The sequence below is a fragment of the Azospira sp. genome (assembly GCF_030247495.1).
Taxonomy (GTDB): domain Bacteria; phylum Pseudomonadota; class Gammaproteobacteria; order Burkholderiales; family Rhodocyclaceae; genus Azospira; species Azospira oryzae.
The window spans coordinates 97,408-116,627 of record NZ_JAOTRW010000008.1 but is presented as its reverse complement, the minus strand read 5'-3'; the positions used below and the strand labels follow the sequence as shown (position 1 = coordinate 116,627).

The following is a 19,220-nucleotide window of genomic DNA, read 5'->3' as shown; positions in this document are numbered from 1 at the left end:
CCGTCGCATCCGTCACTCGCCCCCCGAACTGGAGTACGACGATGAACACGACAATCTTGGCCCTTGATCTGGGCACACACACCGGGTGGGCTTTGCAGCACCTGGACGGCACTATCACCAGCGGCACGGAGCACTTCAAGCCGCAGCGATTTGAAGGAGGCGGCATGCGTTTCCTCCGTTTCAAGCGCTGGCTCAACGAATTGCTCTCGGCCAGCAACCACATCAACGCGGTGTTCTTCGAGGAGGTTCGACGGCACGCTGGCGTTGATGCGGCGCACGCCTACGGTGGCTTCATGGGACACCTGACCGCGTGGTGTGAGCATCACAACATCCCTTACCAGGGTGTTCCAGTCGGCACGATCAAGAAGCACGCGACCGGCAAGGGCAATGCGGGCAAGGACGACATGATCGCGTCCGTCCGCCTGCGTGGTCACACCCCAGTCGACGACAACGAAGCCGACGCACTGGCCTTGCTGCACTGGGCTGTCGAGACGCAGGAGGTGTGACATGAAGGTGCCGACACCCCAATACCGCTGCCCCCTCGGTCGTCTGCAGCCTCAGGCCACGGATCTGGATGCGATCAAGGAACGTGGCTGGCGTGACCAACACATCCTGGTGGTCAACGCATCCGACGAACGTCTGGACTTCATCGAGCGCGAAATCGTGCGACGCATCGGTGACCGGCTCTACGGAGGGCGACGCAATGACTAAGTGGACTATCGAGGACGTTGCTGCTCGGTTTGAAGAGGCCGCAAGCACCAGTCGACGGTTGCCTCCTGTTCGAGTGCAGGGCTACTTCAACTGCTGGCCCGCCATTGTCCGAAGCGAATGGGAGACCTTTGCAGCGGACGAGAGGGTGTACCGATCCTTTCCGCCGAGTCCAGAGGCAATTGAACGAATGCTGGAGGCTATGCGCTGGGTGCAGTGGCTCACCATCGAGCAACGTCATCTCGTATGGATGCGCGCGAAGCGCTATGGCTGGCGGGACATCACGATCCGCTTTGCCTGCGACCGCACGACGGCATGGCGGCATTGGCGGCGGGCATTGCAGACGGTCGCAGATCAACTTAATGGTGTGGTGGTTGCGTAGGGTTTTGGCGTGATTTGGCGCGTATGGTCGGGGATGTGCGCCATCACGCGGCAATCAGCGGTTTTTGCCCCTGCAACAAAACGACCTGATCTTGCGTAGTATTCATTTATCGTCTGGACAGAGGTGACGGCAGAGGAAGCAGCCCAGAAATCAACGGGTCCTTCCTGGCCAAAAACCAATGCGGGGGGCGCGAGCGCGGCGCTTTTTTAGCGTCAGGGTGCGAACCAAGGTTCGCACGGTTCGCAGTTCGCACCCCGTCAGTTCGCACCAACCCCAAAAACCCGCCCACGGTTGTCGTCGGCGGGTTTTCTATTTTCAGGACACCCTCTTTGAATACGCTCAACGTCGAGTACCGCAAGGTCGAGGCGCTGATTCCCTACGCCCGCAATCCGCGCACACATTCCGATGCGCAGATCACCAAGATCGCCGCCAGCATCGTCGAATATGGCTGGACGAACCCGGTACTGGTTGATGGCGACAACGGCATCATCGCGGGCCACGGTCGTTTGGCTGCTGCACGCAAGCTGGGGCTGGATCAGGTGCCGGTGATCGAACTGGCCCATCTCACCACCGCGCAAAAGCGCGCCTTGGTCATCGCCGACAACCGGCTGGCGCTTGACGCTGGCTGGGATGAGGAGATGTTGGCGCTCGAACTGGCGGAGCTTTCCGAAGCGGGTTTCGAACTGGCGCTGACCGGCTTCGAGAACATCGAGATCGATGCGCTGCTGGCAGATGCCCCGTCGACTGAAGGTGAACCGGCGGCGCAGGATGGTGCAAACGCCGATGAACTCGATACGACCGATGACGTACCTGACACGCCAGTGGTGGCGGTGTCGCGCGAGGGAGATGTCTGGGCCATCGGCTCGCACCGCTTGATCTGTGGCGACGCCACCGACCCAGCCGTGGTCGCCACGCTGATGCAGGGTGACACCGCGCAGCTTTGCTTCACCTCGCCGCCGTATGGCAACCAGCGCAACTACACCTCCGGCGGCATTGTCGATTGGGATGCACTGATGCGCGGTGTGTTCGCACATCTGCCGATAACGGACGCCGGACAGGTGTTGGTCAATCTTGGGCTGATCCACCGCGACAACGAAGTCATCCCCTATTGGGACGGCTGGCTGTCCTGGATGCGTCAGCAAGGGTGGCGGCGCTTCGCGTGGTACGTCTGGGATCAGGGGCCAGGCATGCCCGGCGACTGGCAGGGCCGATTAGCTCCCAGCTTCGAGTTTGTTTTCCACTTCAATCGCAGCACCCGCAAACCCAACAAGATCGTGCCTTGCAAGCACGCAGGCCAGGAATCGCACCTGCGCGCTGACGGGTCGTCCACAGCGATGCGTGGTAAGGATGGCGAGGTCGGCGGCTGGACGCACAAGGGTCAGCCGACGCAGGACACCCGCATCCCCGATTCGGTGATTCGCGTGATGCGCCACAAGGGCAAGATCGGGCAGGACATTGATCACCCGGCCGTGTTCCCGGTGGCATTGCCGGAGTTTGCGATCAAGGCTTACACCGATTCGGGTGACGTCGTGTTCGAGCCCTTCGGTGGCAGTGGCACGACGATGCTGGCCGCGCAACGCACTGGCCGGATCTGCCGCAGTGTGGAAGTTGCACCGGAGTACGTGGACGTGGCCATCAAGCGCTTTCAGCAAAACCACCCCGGCGTGCCGGTCACGCTCATCGCAGGCTTTGGAATCAAATCGGGCCAGTCCTTCGACGACGTGGCCACAGAACGGCTGGCGACCTCGGAGGTCGAACAATGAGCGCGTCCTGGTTGGCAGACAAGATCGAGCAGTGGCCTACAGCCAAACTGCTGCCCTATGCCCGCAATGCGCGGACGCACTCGGATGACCAGGTGGCGCAGATCGCTGCATCGATTGCCGAGTTTGGCTTCACCAATCCGATCCTTGCGGGCAGTGACGGCGTCATCGTCGCTGGGCATGGCCGCTTGGCCGCTGCGCAGAAACTCGGGCTGGAAATCGTGCCCGTGGTCGTACTGGATCACCTGAGCCCGACCCAGCGCCGCGCCTTGGTCATCGCAGACAACCGCATCGCGGAGAACGCTGGTTGGGATGACGCGATGTTGCGGATCGAACTTGAGGCTTTGCAGCTGAAAGGTTTCGATCTGGACATCACAGGCTTCGACGCCGACGCGCTGGCCGAACTGATCGCGGGCGACGAGCCGGACAACGAGGGGCAGACCGATGAGGACGCGGTACCGGAGGTTGGCGAAATTCCAATATCGCGCCCGGGCGATGTCTGGATCATGGGCCAGCACCGACTGCTGTGCGGTGACTCGACCGTGGCAGAGAGCTATGCCCGGCTGATGCGAGGCGACATGGCAGACATGGTCTTCACCGACCCGCCGTACAACGTGAACTATGCCAACAGCGCCAAGGACAAGATGCGCGGCAAGGACCGCGCGATCCTCAACGACAACTTGGGCGATGGCTTCTACGACTTCCTGTTGGCAGCATTGACGCCCACCGTGGCGAACTGCCGGGGCGGCATCTATGTGGCGATGTCATCCAGCGAGCTGGATGTGCTGCAGGCCGCCTTTCGCGCCGCCGGTGGCAAGTGGTCGACGTTCATCATCTGGGCCAAGAACACCTTCACGCTGGGCCGTGCCGACTACCAGCGCCAGTACGAACCGATCTTGTACGGATGGCCCGAGGGTGCGCAACGCCACTGGTGTGGTGACCGCGATCAGGGCGATGTGTGGGCGATCAAGAAGCCGCAGAAGAACGATCTGCATCCGACGATGAAGCCGGTGGAGCTGGTCGAGCGAGCCATCCGCAATTCGAGCCGCCCGGGTAACGTGGTGCTCGATCCGTTCGGTGGTTCTGGCACAACGCTGATTGCGGCCGAAAAGTCAGGTCGCGTCGCGCGGCTGATCGAACTCGATCCGAAGTACGTGGATGTGATCGTGCGCCGGTGGGAGGACTTCACCGGCCAGACGGCCATCCGCGAGGCAGCAGACCAGGAAGTGTGCGCCAGTTGAATGGCTGGCCGGGCTGCCTGGCATCTTCTTCCTCGGCGATGCGCCGGAGGATGGGTATCCGCAATCTGCGGTTTATGCCTAAACTGCTTGCTGCGGTGCACCAAGGTGGTTTCCATTCCTTGCTCACCAAAAAATAGGTGAGCGGCTCAGATCGACCCAGAGTGGCCTTTCGCCTTTGGTCAGTAGCGCGACTGAAAGCAGCCGCCCAACGCAGAGTTAGGCATCATTCGGTTGACGGCGTCAGCGCTCCGGCAAGCTCCTCGACGGCTGCGGTAGCTTGGCTGCACAACGCGGCGAATTGTTCTGAGTACGTAGACGGCTTCTCGTCCCGATTTAGGATCTTGTGATCAGCATCGACTCGGAGCGCAGATACCTTACGAAGGACCTCCGACAGACTGCCAGGTAGCTTGAACTGCTGCTCAAGCAACGCCAGCAGCTGGCTGCTGCTGAGGGGGCGCTTTGACTGATGATGCACAAAGTCGGATGCAGACAACCCCAACCTATTTTGGAGAATGTCCTTCATGGTCGCCTGAGAGAGTGCGTCGGGGCCAATGATCTTGTAGAGCTCGCTAGCGCAGTCGCAGAAGGACTTGTACGTTTGCTCAACTGGCGCGCGAAGGTGAACGTTCTCGAGTCGAGTGAAAAGCGCGCCGGGCGACACGATCGAGTTCAGAGATCGCATTGCGGCGATCAAATCGGCGATGGGGTCAGGGTACTCGACCCAAGATCCATCGTAGGTTCTGCCGAGAAAGGCCTGGAAGTTGGGATCGCTGGACTCCAAGTCTGGCTTTACCAGTTCATGGGAGTGCCAGTACCTTTGCTCCAACACTCCCATGTCAGCAAGATCCTTGCAGATCGCAGTGACTGCAATTCTTCCGTCTCGAAGTCGGCATTTGCCATACCTGACATACAGATAACGATCGTCAACATCTTCCCCACGTGCGTTGATCTCTCCGCCGGCGAGACTGTCACTAATGTCGTACAGCTCCGGATGATCAAAGTAGCGAGATAGAACCTCCTCGGAGAAGAAGATGAGTTCAATCTGCTGAGTACCGAGGTGCAGTCTTACAACGTACTCGGTTAGGTTTTGTGCCGGTAGTTCAGAAGCGTAGAAGGCCCGACGCAGCGCGCCCCTGGAGGGGAAGAAGATGTGGGTCGTGAATGGCCTCTGGGTAAAGCCACCACTAGGGTTGGCGGGGTCGAAGCTCAGCGCGACCAGCTTTACGTCACGATTTAGGGTGCCATAGCCCAGATGCGCAAGCTCCTCAACCGCTGCCAGTGCTTGCTCATGTGACACCGAGAGCTTCTCAGCAATGGTGCTCGCGCTGGCGCCGCCGTGGTTGGCGAACCATTCGGCGAGCCCTTCATCAAGAACAAGTGTTTGGAAGTCAGTGAGGGACATGCGGAATTGTGGTCTAGTACGTTTAATGAGCTAGGACGATCACTCACGATCACCATAGCACCTGACCACTTAGCGGTCGCTGACCAGCGTCCACTCCTGGCCGATAGCAGACGTCTATATTTGGCATAGATAGCACAACTTATTTCCCTCACAGGCACCCGCGACCATGTCACAAAAATGACATCAACGAGTCATCAGGGTGTCATATCACGACATTACCATCGCTGCAATTCAGATTCGTAATCAGGTCATCATTTTTGATTACGAATTCAAATCTGCCGGAGGTGTCATGATCGAACTACAGAATGTCTCAGTCAGTTATGGTGATGCGATTGCACTGTATCCCACCACTCTCAAACTCCATCAGGGACAGTTCACCGTATTGCTCGGATCTTCCGGCGCTGGAAAATCCACGCTACTTCGCTGTATTAACTCGCTGCATGCGTCGCAGCGCGGCACCACCATTGTCGCCGGCTTAGGAAATTTGGCGAACTCGCGTGCATTGCGCATGCATCGCCGACAGACTGGCATGGTGTTTCAACAGCATCAATTGATTGGCCGACTGACGGCTTTGCAAAACGTTTCGATGGGCCGAATGGGCTACCACACGGCATTACGCAGTCTATTCCCCCTCCCGGCGAAGGATCAATCCATATGCCTGCAAAGTCTGGACCGAGTCGGCTTATTGCACAAAGCCTTAAGCCGTGTCGACGCATTGAGCGGCGGCCAGCAGCAACGCATCGGTATTGCCCGGGCTCTGGCTCAGCAACCTAAACTGGTGTTGGCTGATGAACCGGTAGCCAGCCTCGATCCTGCTACTGCAGAGCGAGTGCTAAGTCTGCTGCACCGCATTTGTAAAGAGGACGGGATTTCGGCGGTCGTCAGCCTGCATCAGGTAGACCTCGCTCAACGTTATGCCGACCGTATTATTGGCCTGTCCCATGGCCGAGTCATTTTTGATGCCGCCCCGCAGACTTTGGATCAAGCCAGTTACGACACGCTGTATGAACAAGTACCCCGTTCTTCTTTGAGCGTTCCACAAGACGCTCGAGAGGAACGGCTTATCGATACTTCATTTCCCATGCAACTTGCTACCGTAAAGGATTGATTATGAAAAAACTCGCATCCGCATTAATGTCTGTCTTGCTTGCCGCCGTCTGCAGCATTGGCCATGCATCATCCAATCCCGATCCAGAAACGCTCAAAGTTGCGCTGCTGCCGGACGAAAACGCATCGACCGTAATTAAAAACAACAAGCCGCTCGAAATCTATCTGGAAAAAGAGCTGGGAAAGAAAATTGAGCTGGTGGTTACCACTGATTACTCGTCAATGATCGAAGCCATGCGTCACGGCCGTATCGACATGGCATATTTTGGCCCCTTGTCGTATGTGCTGGCTAAGCAAAAGAGCGACATCGAGCCATTCGCAGCGATGAAGCAAAAGGGTAGCACTACCTACCAGTCCGTATTGATCGCCAATACTGGCGCCGGCATCGCCAAAATCAGTGATATCGTCAACAAGAATGTCGCTTACGGTGATAAGGCATCCACCTCCAGCCATTTGATTCCGAAGTCGATATTGGCGGAAAACGGTTTGAAAGCCGGCGAAAACTATCGCGAACACTTTGCCGGTGCGCATGACGCGGTGGCCATGGCCGTGCAAAACGGTCACGCGCAGGCTGGCGGCTTGAGTAAGCCGATTTTTGAATCCCTGGTTCAGCGCGGACTGGTCGATCCCAACAAAGTAAAAGTTCTTGCCGAATCGAAGCCATATCCGCAATACCCGTGGACCATGCGCAGCAATCTGAAGCCGGAACTGAAGGAAAAGATCCGTGCAGCCTTCTTGAATCTCAAAGATCCGGAAGTCCTGAAACCTTTCAAAGCCGATGGTTTCGGCCCGATCAGCGACAAAGACTATGACGTGGTGCGCAGCCTTGGCACACTGCTCAAGCTCGATCTGTCGAAGTTCTAAGTGAGCGACAGCATGCAAGCTGATTTTGGTTTGATTCTGGCCGAGCGCCAGCGCGTATGGAACCGCACGATACTGCAGTTTGCCGTTGTGCTGGCGATTGTGATCGGTTGCTGGTATTACGTCGGCCTATTTGATGCCGAGCGATTGAAGGATGGCATGCCAAGCCTGGTAAAAATTGCCGGCGAGATGTTCCCACCGAACTTCTCGCAGGCTGGCACCTGGGTCAAACCGGTACTGGATACCTTGGCCATGAGTATCGCCGGCACGGCAATCGCGGTATTGCTATCCATTCCCTTAGGAGTGCTCGCCGCGCGGAATACTAGCCCTCATCCACTCGTGTATCAAGCCACACGCGGCCTGTTAAACGCTTTGCGATCGATACCCGAACTGATCATGGGCATCCTGTTCGTGGCAGCCGTTGGCTTCGGCGCATTGCCGGGTGTTTTAGCCCTAGGCTTACATTCGGTTGGCATGATCGCCAAATTTTTTTCGGAATCGATCGAACATGCCGATCCGGCACCGGTAGAAGCCGCGCATGCAGCGGGCTGCACGCCATTGCAGGTGATTTTTCATGGGATCTTTCCCCAAGTGCTTCCGCAAATGGCCGATACCGCGATCTATCGATGGGAATACAACTTCCGTGCTTCGACCGTGATGGGCATGGTCGGCGCCGGTGGAATCGGGTTCGAGCTGATGGGCTCTCTGCGCATCATGCAATACCAGGATGTCTCGGCTATTTTGCTGGTTATTTTAGGCATGGTTACCCTCGTCGACGCCTTCAGCTCCTTCCTGCGTCGCAAGTTCAAATAACTCCCAAAGCTTACAAAGGTTTTTATGAAGCCCAAAGTCGTCCTCACCCACTGGGTGCACCCGGAAATCATCGAATTGTTGTCCGCTAGCGCCGATGTTATCCCCAACACCACACGGGAAACCTTGCCGCGTTCTGAGGTAATTGCGCGAGCCAAAGATGCGGATGCACTCATGGCTTTCATGCCGGACAGCATCGACAGCGCGTTTCTCGAGGAATGTCCAAAGCTGCGTGTCATCGGCGCCGCGCTTAAAGGCTATGATAACTTCGATGTCAACGCCTGCACACGCCACGGTGTATGGCTTACGATTGTGCCGGATTTGCTTACGATCCCGACCGCTGAACTGACTATCGGCCTTCTTCTCGGTTTGACAAGGCATATGCTGGAAGGCGATAGGCAAATCCGTAGCGGACACTTCCAAGGCTGGCGGCCGACACTATATGGCTCTGGTTTGACAGGAAAAACGCTTGGCATCATTGGTATGGGGGCGGTCGGCCGTGCAATCGCCCAGCGCTTGGCTGGCTTTGAAATGAATCTCTTGTATTGCGATCCGATTCCGCTCAATGCCGAACAAGAAAAGGCTTGGCACGTACAGCGCGTCACGCTCGATGAACTGCTCGAAAAATGTGATTATGTCGTGCCGATGGTTCCGATGGCCGCAGAGACACTGCATCTGATCGATGCCACCGCGTTGGCCAAGATGAAAACCGGTAGCTACCTGATCAATGCATGTCGCGGCTCGGTCGTGGATGAGAATGCGGTGATAGCAGCACTGGCGTCTGGAAAACTAGCTGGATATGCAGCCGATGTCTTCGAGATGGAAGAATGGATACGCGCTGATCGCCCGCAGGCTATCCCCAAGGCGCTGCTCGACAATACGGCACAAACGTTTTTTACGCCGCATTTGGGATCGGCGGTCAAGGAAGTTCGGCTTGAAATCGAGCGGCAGGCAGCGATGAACATCATCCAGGCACTCGCTGGTGAAAAACCGATGGGCGCGATTAATCTGCCGTATCCGGGAGTAAAGGCGGCGTGATAGATCTGGAGCGTGTGGCGACGTTCATTGCCGTCGTCAAATGCGGGGGCTTTCGCGAAGCGGCGAAGCAAACTGGATTGTCCCAGCCAACAGTAACGCAGCATATCAAGCGGCTGGAGCAGTCTTTGCAGGCCCGGCTGATTGACCGCGCAACAATGCCGCAAAGCCTGACATTGGAGGGAAAGATTTTTTTCCCCTATGCGGAACAATTGCTCCGTACTAGCCATAAGGCTACGGCAGCCCTCCACAATAAAAGCCTGGTCGTTGGTGCAAGCTCCAATATCGGCATTTATCTTTTACAACCCTATATCAAGGCGCTCCAAGATAAATTAGCAAACAAGATCGATGTGAGGATCGGCAAAAATATCGAGATTGCCGCTTTGCTGGAAACGCTTGAAGTGGATGTAGCGGTAATGGAGTGGTGGGACTCACGTCCTGGGTTCGTCTCAACAGTATGGCGGCGCGAGAGGATGGTTGTCATTGTTCGCCCCGGCCATCCTTGGGCTGCCGAGTCGACCATTCCACTTAAGTGGTTAAAATCCCAGAACTTGCTTGGAGGCGAAGCGGCTACCGGAACTGGGCGCCTACTACAACAATATGCCGGTGCCGACTCGGCAGAGTTCACAGTGGGTATGCAGTTAGGTAGCACCGAGGCGGTCAAACACGCGGTCCACGCAGGGCTAGGAATCTCGCTTGTGATGGAAAGCGCGGTCAAGCATGAACAGGCAAGCGGATGGTTACATGCAATTCCGATTGAAGAAGATGTTTACAAAGATCTTTATCTCGTACATCGCTCAGAAACTTCGTTAAGCGGTCCGGTGGCAAGCCTTGCAGATTTGATTCTCCATTCTCCGGATTTAGGCTCAATAGAATATAAATAGCAAAACGAATGTCTGCTTCTGGCCGAACGCAGTCATTTGGAGCAGGCAATACTACTAGGCCGTTTCGATACAGCATTGCAAAAGCACGAATCAATCGCAGATTACGGATAACCGCGCTGAGATCTCAGGGCAGTGCAATGCACATTACCAGCACAGCCTGCTCGATGGAGATGTCTGGACGCCGGTTGGCAGTCAGCCAACGCAGTGCCTGCTCCCGTTCGGTGGCGGGCGTTTTCATCAGGCAGCCAGCTCTTCGCAGATTTCGCAGTGGATCACAAAGCCTGTCAGGTAAGGCAGGCCGCGCGGGATGCCGTACTGCTTGCTGGTCTGGCGGCCAATCGTCCAGCCCATCCAACGTTGGGTGGCGGCCTTGATCGCATCCTGCAAGGCTTGGCCTTGGTACAAGCCGTTCTGGACGTCGTCGGCAAAGTGGCGTCCGTGACGGCTGTCGAGGAAGGTCCGCACCGATTCGAGGGGCTGGTGGGTGGCGTCCGAAATGGCGTTCATGGCCAGGGGCCATGCGGCGCTGGCGTGTTCGTTCATCGTGCCCCAAAAACCCCAGGCTTCGTTCTGGGTGGTGGGGATCTGGTTGGTGGTCATGGTGTCTTCTCCGGGTTGATCGTTGCGACACCTGTAGTAACGCGCTGTTCGATTGAGAAGCCAAGCTGTTCCTGGCCTCTTTCTCGATCAATTTCGCTTACCCGAGACGGGCTACGTAGCGGGCGTAATCACCGCCCTCGGGATTGACGTAGAGGTAAGGGCGTCCGGGAGCAGTGACCTCGACGCAGAGGTAGCCGTCGCCAGTGCCGCCACCCTTGCCACGCAGCCAGTCGCGTGACACCAGCAGGCTGCGCCCAAAGGCGTCGAATTCGGCAGGGGTGAGCTCCTTGGTCTCGGTGACGTAGACATTGTGCTGGTCGCTCCCGCCCGGTTCGCCGAGGTCGGCAGGTTTGCGTGCAAACGGTAGGCGGATGCTCAACTCTTCGACCTGGAGGCTTTGGCCTGCGAACTGCAGAGTGCGTGGGGTGCGTTCGATGGTGATGGTCATGGTGCTCATGGCGGTTTTCCTGGTTTGGCGTCGTCAATCACGACATCTGTATGAACGCGCTGGTGGGGAGAGAAGCCAAGCTATTCATGGCTCCTCTCGCCATCTTTTTGGCTTCGCCGAAACTCGCTGTGCTCGTTTTCAGGCGATGCGGTAGATCCGCTCGCCACCCTTCGGCTTGTCCGAGACGATGTTCAGGCCGAGCTTTTTCTTGAAGGCTCCGGCGAAGGTGCCGCGCACCGTGTGCGCCTGCCAACCGGTGGCGGTGCAGATCTGGCCGATGGTTGCGCCCTCGGGGCGTTGCAGCATCCGGATCACTTCGGCCTGCTTGCTGTTCTCGCGGGTGCGCGGCTTGACCCACGTTGCTTCTGCGGCGGTTACGGCGGCTTCCAGTTCGGGATCGCTCGCGGCCGCAGGCGCGCCTTCAGCGTTGGCGATGATCCGGTCGAGATTGGCTTCGAACTGACCGATGCCCTTCCTGTTCACGTCGGGACGCGGAATGCCCAGGGCGTCGTAGCCCTCCGCAGCGACAAACCAGTTGGTGCCGTCGGTTGTGATTAGTGCGCGGTTGAAAAGTCCGTCGAGCACCTTCTTGCGTGCGCCGCCTTTGATGTTGTCGGGGAACCAGTCGATCTTGCCGCTGGTGTGTTCAACCGCGTGGGCCAGGATCGCGTGCTGGGCAGGGGTCAGTTGAGTGGTGGTCATGTTTTGCTCCTTCGATGTGGTGGACGGTGATGTGATGAACGCGCTGTTCTCAAGTGAAGCCAAGCGCTTTTTGCTTGGCTTCTTCGCTTCGCAATCAGGTGTTGGCCTTGTCTGGCGGGTTGGCATTGCGCCCCTGCTCGAGACCCGCGTTGAAGGCGGCTTCAAGCGCATCGCGTAGGCACCAGACCGCCACATCGTGGAAATCGAGGCTGTCTGAGCGGCGGGTTTCCAGGGTTTCGATGCCCAGCTTGTTTTGCGCGATCTGGGTCAGGAGTTGTTCGAGCTTGCTCATGTCCGTGTCCTTTCATGGTGTTGATGACGAACGTATGAACGCGCTGTTCCAGATGGAAGCCAAGCTCAATTCGCATGAATGACGAACAAATGATTGAAGGTGCCCCGAAGGGGAAATATGGGTATTTCGATTCGTGCCTACGCACGCCACCGAGGGGTGTCCGATGCAGCGGTGCGCAAGGCCATCGCTGCTGGGCGGATCACGCCGGAGGCAGACGGAACGATTGATGCCGAGCGCGTCGACCGCGAGTGGGCGCGCAATTCCGATGCACCGCGCAATGGCACGGCCACCCGCGCGGTCAAGGTCGCCGTCCAGGAATCCAGCGGGGCCACAGGAGACGGGCAAGCAGCCTCATTGGCAACATCCGCAGCAGGTGGCACGTCCTTGTTGCAAGCGCGGACGGTCAACGAAGTGGTCAAGGCGCAAACCAACAAGGTGCGTCTGGCCCGACTCAAGGGCGAGCTGGTGGATCGGCCGCAGGCCATCGCCCATGTCTTCAAGCTGGCGCGCTCCGAACGCGATGCGTGGCTCAACTGGCCCGCACGCATCTCGGCACAAATGGCAGCCAAGCTCGGCGTCGATCCCCACACGATGCACATCGCCTTGGAGGCGGCGGTGCGTGAGCACCTGCAGGAACTGGGCGAGATGCGCCCGAGGGTGGATTGATGGACATGGATTACGAAGGCGCGGCAGAAATCGAACGCGCGTGGCGCGAAGGGCTGACTCCAGACCCGCTGCTCACCGTGTCCGAATGGTCAGATCGCCACCGGATGCTCTCCAGTAAGGCATCTGCCGAACCGGGGCGCTGGCGCACCAGCCGCACGCCGTACCTGAAAGCAATCATGGATTGCCTGTCGCCGACCTCCCCGGTCGAGCGCGTCGTGTTCATGAAAGCCGCCCAGCTTGGCGCGACGGAGATGGGATCGAACTGGATCGGCTACGTGATCCACCACGCGCCGGGCCCGATGATGGCGGTGTGGCCAACAGTAGAGATGGCCAAGCGCAACTCCAAGCAGCGGATTGATCCGCTGATCGAAGAGTCATCGGCATTGGCCGAACTGATTGCACCGGCGCGCAGCCGGGATTCCGGCAACACCATCCTGGCCAAGGAGTTCCGGGGTGGCGTGCTGGTGATGACTGGGGCCAACAGCGCGGTCGGACTGCGCTCGATGCCGGTGCGGTATCTGTTTCTCGACGAGGTCGACGGCTATCCGTTGGACGTTGAGGGTGAAGGGGATGCGATCTCGCTGGCCGAGGCGCGTACACGCACCTTCGCGCGGCGCAAGATCTTCATCGTCTCGACGCCGACGATCTCAGGGGCATCGGCTATCGAGCGCGAGTACGAGGCCAGTGACCAACGTCGCTACTTTGTGCCGTGTCCGCATTGCTCCCACCGTCAGTGGCTGCGTTTCGAGCAGCTGCGTTGGGACAGAGGGCAACCGGAGACCGCCGCCTACATCTGCGAGTCATGTGACACCGCGATTGCCGAGCACCACAAGACGTGGATGCTGGAGCACGGCGAGTGGCGCGCGATGATCACCGATGGCGCGGGTAAGACGGCAGGCTTCCACCTGTCGTCGCTGTACAGCCCGGTGGGCTGGCGTTCGTGGCGAGAGATCGCCGCTGCGTGGGAGGCCGCCGTCAGTAAAGAGTCGGGATCGGCCGCCGCCATCAAGACCTTCAAGAACACCGAGTTGGGTGAAACCTGGGTCGAGGAAGGCGAAGCGCCGGACTGGCAACGACTGGTCGAACGCCGCGAGGACTACCGCGTCGGCAGCGTGCCGCAAGGCGGTCTGCTCTTGGTCGGCGCGGCCGACGTGCAGAAAGATCGCATCGAGGCGTCGGTCTGGGCCTTTGGGCGCGGCAAGGAGTCCTGGCTGGTTGAGCACCGCGTGCTGATGGGTGACACCGCCCGCGACGCGGTATGGAAGCGCCTTGCTGAAATGCTGGCCGAAACCTGGACACACGCCTCCGGCGCGGCGATGCCGCTGGTGCGTTTTGCCTTGGATACCGGCTTTGCGACGCAGGAGGCCTACGCCTTTGTGCGGGCTTGCCGCGATTCGCGTGTGATGGCGGTCAAGGGGGTACCTCGTGGTGCAGCCTTGATCGGCACGCCGACCGCCATCGATGTCTCGCAGGGTGGAAAGAAGCTGCGCCGGGGCATCAAGGTGTACTCGGTGGCGGTCAGCATCGCCAAGCTCGAGTTCTACAACAACCTGCGCAAGAGCGCCGATGTTGGCGAGGACGGATTGACCACGGTGTTCCCGGCCGGGTTCGTCCATCTGCCCAAGATCGATGCTGAGTTCATCCAGCAACTCTGCGCGGAACAACTGATCACCCGCCGCGACCGCAACGGCTTCCCGGTGCGTGAGTGGCAAAAGATGCGTGAGCGCAATGAGGCGCTCGACTGCTACGTCTACGCCCGCGCGGCTGCATCGGCGGCGGGACTGGATCGCTTCGAGGAACGCCACTGGCGGGAACTGGAGCGACAACTGGGGCTGTCTAGTCCGCCAGCCCTTGAAACACCTACTGAATCGATCAACGAGGCCACCCAACGCGGTGGCCTCGCTGTTTCTGGCAACCGTAACACCGGTCGGCGCGTGATCAAAAGCCGCTGGCTGTCCTGACACATCAAGGAGAAAACATGAGTCTTGCTACCCGTATCGAAAGTCTGGTCATCCGCGTCGCGCAGGAGTTCAACGACGTCCGCGCCAAGGCAGGCAACCTGGCCAACCTCACCACCACCGATAAGTCGAATCTGGTCGCGGCCATCAACGAACTGAAAGCCGCCGTGGTGTCGTCGGCGGTGATCGACGATGCGCACGTCGCGGCCACGACCACGTACTCGTCCAACAAAATCGTCTCGCTGCTCGATGCGCTCAAGACCGAGATCTTGGGCGGTGCCGATGCCGCGTACGACACGCTGGTGGAAATCCAGCAACTGCTGCAGAACGGCACCAGTGGTCTGGATGCGCTGCTCGCTGCCGTGAACAACCGCGTGCGCTTCGATGCGGCGCAGTCGCTGACCGTCGCCGAACAACTCCAGGCGCGCAGCAACATCGGTGCCGTCGCGGCCAGTGATGTCGGCAACACCGACACCGATTTTGTCGCGGTCTTTGTGGGGGTGCTTGTCTGATGAGCCTCGCATCGCGCATCAGTGCGCTGGCCAGTCGTGTCGGGCTCGAGGTCAAGACCAAGATCGACGCAACCCACCCCGGTCTGGCCCGGGCGTGGGTGTGCTTCGGCTACGTCGGCAACCAGATCGTCGTGCGGTCGTCGCACAACGTGGCCAGCGTGACCCGGACGGCGGCGGGTCGCTACCGCGTGACCTTCACCGTTGCCATGCCCGACGCCAACTATTGCTGGACGGCACTCGCCCGCAGCAGCACCAACAGTGGCACGCAGCGCATTGCCATCGTGCGATCCAGCACCGACCTGAAGACCGCCCAGTACGTCGACATCAGTTGCGCCACCACGGCCGCATCGTTCGACGACTCCTCCGAAATCAACCTTACGGTGTTCCGCTGATGGCCTACACACAAGCACACCTCGACGCACTGGAAGCGGCGCTTGTCAAGGGCGAAAAGCGCGTGACCTTTGGCGACAAGACCGTCGAGTACCGCAGCGTCGATGAACTCCAGGCTGCCATTGCGGCGGTCAAGCGCGACCTCTTCGAGCAGGCCGTGGACACCGGACTGTGGCCTGGCGCGCCACGCCAGATCCGGGTCACCACCGGCAAAGGGTTCTGAACATGCGATGGTTTGACCGAATGCGTAGACGCGTCGGCATGAGTCTGCTTGGCGGCACCCCGTTCTATGACGGTATCGGTGGTGGCCGTCGCGCCCTGGCGTGGCAGATTGGCAATCCCGGTGCGGTTGCAGCGCTGGCGTTCACCCAGAACGAATTGCGCGCCAAGAGCCGCGATCTGGTACGCCGCAATGCCTGGGCAGCGGCAGGCGTCGAGGCCTTTGTCTCGAACGCCATCGGCACCGGCATCAAGCCGCAGAGCATGCTGGCTGATCAGCCCTTGCGTGAAGCCATTCATAGCCTGTGGTGGGACTGGTGCGAGGAGGCCGATGCCGCCGGACTGACTGATTTCTACGGACTGCAGGCCTTGGCCTGTCGCGCCATGCTCGAAGGCGGGGAATGTCTGGTGCGGCTGCGCTATCGCCGCCCGGAAGATGGCCTGCCGGTGGGCCTGCAATTGCAGTTGCTCGAACCCGAACACCTGCCAGCCACGCTGAATCAGGAATTGGCTTCGGGAAATGTGATCCGTGCGGGCATCGAATTCGACAAGCTCGGACGGCGGGTGGCTTACCACCTGTATCGCTCACACCCGGGTGATGGCTCACTGGCTCCGATGTCGGGCACTGGTGGCGTGGTGGGCGGTCTCGACACAGTGCGTGTCCCGGCCAGCGAAATCATTCACCTGTTTCGTCCCTTGCGGCCCGGACAGATCCGGGGAGAACCGTGGCTGGCGCGCGCACTGGTCAAGCTCAACGAACTCGACCAGTACGACGACGCCGAGCTCGTGCGCAAGAAAACCGCCGCGATGTTCGCGGGCTTCATCACGCGCCTGTCACCTGAGGACAACCTGATGGGTGAGGGACTGCCGGATGCCAGTGGTGCAGCATTGGCCGGGCTGGAGCCGGGCACGATGCAGATCCTGGAGCCCGGCGAGGACGTGAAGTTCAGTCAGCCTGCCGACGTTGGCGCGAGCTACGCCGAATTCCTGCGCATGCAGTTCCGGGCGGTGGCAGCGGCGATGGGCATCACCTACGAGATGCTGACCGGCGACCTGACGCAAGTGAACTACTCGTCGATCCGGGCCGGGTTGCTGGAATTTCGCCGCCGCTGTGAGGCCATCCAGCACGGCGTGATCGTCCACCAGCTGTGCCGCCCGATCTGGCGTGCCTGGATGGAGCAGGCGCTACTTGAAGGCGCGCTGGCGCTGCCGCAGTTCACCGAGAAGAAGCGCGACTACTTCGCGGCCAAATGGATTCCACAGGGTTGGCAGTGGGTCGATCCCAAGAAGGAATTCGACGCGATGCTGACCGCCATTCGCGCCGGGCTGCTGTCTCGCTCGGAAGCCATCTCGGCCTTCGGCTACGACGCCGAGGACATCGACCGCGAGATCGCCGCCGACAACCAGCGTGCCGATGCGCTCGGTCTGGTCTTCGACTCCGACCCGCGCCATGACAAAGCGCCCCAACCATCGACATTGGGCGCGCCCATGAATGCGGCCGCCACAGTGGCCGTGCCGCAAGACCAACAGGACAACTGACATGCAACTCGTTCATCTGGCGTCCCGCCTCTACGGGACGCCGCTCCTCATTGCGCGTCCCAAACTCGACGTGATCCTCTCCGTGCTGGGTTCCCGCATCGGCTTGCCCGATCTGGACATGGCGATGCCGCTGCCCATGCCGCGCCAGAACGCCACATCGGGTCAGGCGGGCATTGCCGTCATCCCGGTGGTCGGCACGCTGGTCAGACGTTCGATGGGTATCGAAGCCGCCTCTGGCCTGATGTCCTACGGCGAGATCGAAGCCCGACTGGATGCCGCGCTGGCCGACCCGCAGGTGGCGGGCATCCTGCTCGATTTGGACTCGCCCGGGGGCGAGGCCTCGGGTGTGTTCGAGTTGGCCGAGCGCATCCGCGCCGCCAGCACCATCAAGCCGATCTGGGCGCACGCCAACGATGCCGCGTACTCGGCGGCTTTTGCCATCGCGGCTGCCTGCCAACGCCTGACGCTGTCGCAGACCGCTGGCGTTGGGTCGATTGGCGTGATCGCGCTACACGTCGACCAGTCGGTGAAGGACGCCAAGGACGGCCTGAACTACACCGCTGTCTTCGCGGGCAGCCACAAGAACGATTTCTCCCCGCACGAGCCACTCACCCCCCAGGCCACCACCGCGTTGCAGACCGAGGTGGATCGCCTCTACGACATCTTCGTGAATCAGGTCGGACAGATGCGCGGCATCGATCCGGATGCCGTGCGCGCCACCGAGGCGGGGCTGTTCTATGGCGAGCAGGCGGTGGCAGCAGGCCTCGCCGACGCGGTGATGCCGTTTGATGCGGTGATGACCGAGTTCACCGACGCGTTGGCGGCCAAGCAGCGGTTGGCGCAGCCTGGCGTGGCCCGCGCCTCGCCGCGAAGCTTGTCCACTCAATCCATTTCAAACCCGCCCCGAAGCAAACCTTTCACCCTGGAGAACACCATGACCGACCCCAAAGACGACCACGAAAACCTTAAGCGTCCGGCCGACACCGACCCACAGGGCGACCAGTCGCAGACCGACAGCGATCTTGAACCGACGCCTGCCGCCCAAGCCGCATTGGCGCAGTCGTTCGCCAGCGGGCGCGGCCAAGCTCAGGCCATTGCAGAGATGTGCCTGATCGCGGGCCAATCCCAACGCACGGCGGAATTCCTCGCAGCAGGCTTCTCGGAAGCGCAGGTGCGCCGCGCCTTGCTCGACGCCCGTGCCGACCAACCCGAAATCGCCTCGCGCATCACCGCAGAGGCAGGAACCATTCAGCGCCCGGAAAACAGTCCGGTGGTCGCTGCCGTCAAGAAGCTCACCGCCAAGGAGTAAGCCATGCCCACTGTCTCTCAACCCAAGAATCTCGGCGACCTGTTGAAGTACGAAGCGCCGAATCTCTACTCGCGTGACCAGGACACCGTCGCGGCCGCGCAGAACCTGTCGCTGGGCACCGTGGTGGGTCGCGAAACGGCTACCGCCAAGCTCAAGGCCCTCGACCCGAGCGCCTCGGACGGCACGGAAACCGCCGTTGGCGTGCTCGGCAATGACGTCGATGCGACGCTGATCGACCGTGAGGACGCGATCCTGATCGCCCGCCACGCCATCGTCGCGCGCGGCGCATTGGTCTGGCCGACCGGCATCAGCACTGCGCACAAAGTGGCTGCCATCAAGCAACTCGCAGAACGTGGAGTCCTGGCCCGCGAGAGTGCCTAAAACCCGCGCCTGAC

23 protein-coding genes are annotated in these 19,220 nt (G+C 60.0%); 18 read left to right on the top strand and 5 right to left on the bottom strand.

Translation table 11 applies throughout. The features are described 5' to 3' along the window. The first annotated feature begins 41 nt into the window (after positions 1-41). The 5 genes from OEL49_RS13015 (at position 42) to OEL49_RS12995 (ending at position 4,091) form a co-directional block, all read left to right on the top strand. Positions 42-506 (top strand): crossover junction endodeoxyribonuclease RuvC, encoded by a 465-nt coding sequence (locus tag OEL49_RS13015; RefSeq protein ID WP_020200559.1) that lies wholly within the window; start codon positions 42-44, stop codon positions 504-506. A gap of 1 nt (position 507) precedes the next feature. Then, positions 508-711: a hypothetical protein gene (locus OEL49_RS13010; RefSeq protein ID WP_020200558.1), complete on the top strand. Its 204-nt coding sequence runs from the start codon at positions 508-510 to the stop codon at positions 709-711. After that, positions 704-1,090 (top strand): DUF6362 family protein, encoded by a 387-nt coding sequence (locus OEL49_RS13005; RefSeq protein WP_029043084.1) that lies wholly within the window; start codon positions 704-706, stop codon positions 1,088-1,090. The genes OEL49_RS13010 and OEL49_RS13005 overlap by 8 nt, the downstream gene beginning before the upstream one ends. A 329-nt stretch (positions 1,091-1,419) precedes the next feature. Then, positions 1,420-2,853: a site-specific DNA-methyltransferase gene (locus OEL49_RS13000; protein WP_020200556.1), complete on the top strand. Its 1,434-nt coding sequence runs from the start codon at positions 1,420-1,422 to the stop codon at positions 2,851-2,853. Beyond that, complete coding sequence (locus OEL49_RS12995; protein WP_029043083.1) at positions 2,850-4,091, top strand: site-specific DNA-methyltransferase; 1,242 nt, start codon at positions 2,850-2,852, stop codon at positions 4,089-4,091. The genes OEL49_RS13000 and OEL49_RS12995 overlap by 4 nt, the downstream gene beginning before the upstream one ends. 223 nt (positions 4,092-4,314) lie before the next feature. On the opposite strand, the gene OEL49_RS12990 is transcribed toward OEL49_RS12995, so the two are convergent. Continuing rightward, on the bottom strand, positions 4,315-5,493 hold the full coding sequence (locus OEL49_RS12990) for a hypothetical protein (protein ID WP_020200554.1): 1,179 nt from the start codon (positions 5,491-5,493) through the stop codon (positions 4,315-4,317). A gap of 199 nt (positions 5,494-5,692) precedes the next feature. On the opposite strand from OEL49_RS12990, the gene phnC reads away from it, so the two are divergent. From phnC to OEL49_RS12965, 5 genes are read left to right on the top strand one after another with little or no spacing between them, the layout of a single operon-like run. Then, a complete protein-coding gene (phnC, locus tag OEL49_RS12985; RefSeq protein WP_370452114.1) occupies positions 5,693-6,601 on the top strand; it encodes a phosphonate ABC transporter ATP-binding protein in 909 nt (302 codons plus the stop codon). A gap of 2 nt (positions 6,602-6,603) precedes the next feature. After that, positions 6,604-7,464 (top strand): phosphate/phosphite/phosphonate ABC transporter substrate-binding protein, encoded by an 861-nt coding sequence (gene phnD / locus OEL49_RS12980; RefSeq protein ID WP_004629229.1) that lies wholly within the window; start codon positions 6,604-6,606, stop codon positions 7,462-7,464. A 12-nt stretch (positions 7,465-7,476) separates the two neighbouring features. Next, a complete protein-coding gene (gene phnE, locus OEL49_RS12975; protein WP_009238668.1) occupies positions 7,477-8,274 on the top strand; it encodes a phosphonate ABC transporter, permease protein PhnE in 798 nt (265 codons plus the stop codon). Between the two features lie 24 nt (positions 8,275-8,298). Next, a complete protein-coding gene (locus tag OEL49_RS12970; RefSeq protein WP_029043082.1) occupies positions 8,299-9,309 on the top strand; it encodes a phosphonate dehydrogenase in 1,011 nt (336 codons plus the stop codon). Further along, positions 9,306-10,190 carry a LysR family transcriptional regulator gene (locus OEL49_RS12965; protein ID WP_004629222.1) on the top strand — a complete coding sequence of 295 codons (885 nt, stop codon included), beginning with the start codon at positions 9,306-9,308 and terminating at the stop codon, positions 10,188-10,190. The genes OEL49_RS12970 and OEL49_RS12965 overlap by 4 nt, the downstream gene beginning before the upstream one ends. A gap of 237 nt (positions 10,191-10,427) precedes the next feature. Here the strand turns inward: OEL49_RS12965 and OEL49_RS12960 are convergent, their stop codons facing one another. The 4 genes from OEL49_RS12960 to OEL49_RS12945 all read right to left on the bottom strand — a co-directional run bounded on the left by OEL49_RS12960 (position 10,428) and on the right by OEL49_RS12945 (position 12,232). Beyond that, positions 10,428-10,790: a hypothetical protein gene (locus OEL49_RS12960; protein WP_020200549.1), complete on the bottom strand. Its 363-nt coding sequence runs from the start codon at positions 10,788-10,790 to the stop codon at positions 10,428-10,430. A 97-nt stretch (positions 10,791-10,887) separates the two neighbouring features. Beyond that, on the bottom strand, positions 10,888-11,247 hold the full coding sequence (locus OEL49_RS12955) for a hypothetical protein (protein ID WP_020200548.1): 360 nt from the start codon (positions 11,245-11,247) through the stop codon (positions 10,888-10,890). 129 nt (positions 11,248-11,376) lie between these two features. After that, complete coding sequence (locus tag OEL49_RS12950; protein ID WP_020200547.1) at positions 11,377-11,940, bottom strand: DUF3489 domain-containing protein; 564 nt, start codon at positions 11,938-11,940, stop codon at positions 11,377-11,379. 94 nt (positions 11,941-12,034) lie between these two features. Further along, entirely contained in the window at positions 12,035-12,232 is a 198-nt protein-coding gene (locus OEL49_RS12945; protein ID WP_020200546.1) for a DUF6900 domain-containing protein, read from the bottom strand. A 117-nt stretch (positions 12,233-12,349) separates the two neighbouring features. Between OEL49_RS12945 and OEL49_RS12940 the strand changes: the two genes are divergently transcribed. From OEL49_RS12940 to OEL49_RS12905, 8 genes are read left to right on the top strand one after another with little or no spacing between them, the layout of a single operon-like run. Further along, a complete protein-coding gene (locus tag OEL49_RS12940) occupies positions 12,350-12,898 on the top strand; it encodes a hypothetical protein (protein WP_029043081.1) in 549 nt (182 codons plus the stop codon). A gap of 5 nt (positions 12,899-12,903) precedes the next feature. Continuing rightward, positions 12,904-14,859 (top strand): phage terminase large subunit family protein, encoded by a 1,956-nt coding sequence (locus OEL49_RS12935; protein WP_223879478.1) that lies wholly within the window; start codon positions 12,904-12,906, stop codon positions 14,857-14,859. 17 nt (positions 14,860-14,876) lie between these two features. Next, a complete protein-coding gene (locus OEL49_RS12930; RefSeq protein ID WP_020200543.1) occupies positions 14,877-15,368 on the top strand; it encodes a hypothetical protein in 492 nt (163 codons plus the stop codon). Further along, positions 15,368-15,760: a hypothetical protein gene (locus tag OEL49_RS12925; RefSeq protein WP_020200542.1), complete on the top strand. Its 393-nt coding sequence runs from the start codon at positions 15,368-15,370 to the stop codon at positions 15,758-15,760. Before OEL49_RS12930 ends, OEL49_RS12925 begins: the two co-directional genes overlap by 1 nt. Then, a complete protein-coding gene (locus tag OEL49_RS12920; protein WP_009521720.1) occupies positions 15,760-15,981 on the top strand; it encodes a phage head-tail joining protein in 222 nt (73 codons plus the stop codon). Before OEL49_RS12925 ends, OEL49_RS12920 begins: the two co-directional genes overlap by 1 nt. 38 nt (positions 15,982-16,019) lie before the next feature. Next, positions 16,020-17,516 (top strand): phage portal protein, encoded by a 1,497-nt coding sequence (locus OEL49_RS12915; RefSeq protein ID WP_020200541.1) that lies wholly within the window; start codon positions 16,020-16,022, stop codon positions 17,514-17,516. Position 17,517: 1 nt separating this feature from the next. Continuing rightward, positions 17,518-18,825: a S49 family peptidase gene (locus tag OEL49_RS12910; RefSeq protein WP_020200540.1), complete on the top strand. Its 1,308-nt coding sequence runs from the start codon at positions 17,518-17,520 to the stop codon at positions 18,823-18,825. Between the two features lie 3 nt (positions 18,826-18,828). Beyond that, positions 18,829-19,206, top strand: a complete 378-nt coding sequence (locus OEL49_RS12905; protein ID WP_020200539.1) for a head decoration protein — start codon at positions 18,829-18,831, stop codon at positions 19,204-19,206. The last annotated feature ends 14 nt before the right edge of the window (positions 19,207-19,220 follow it).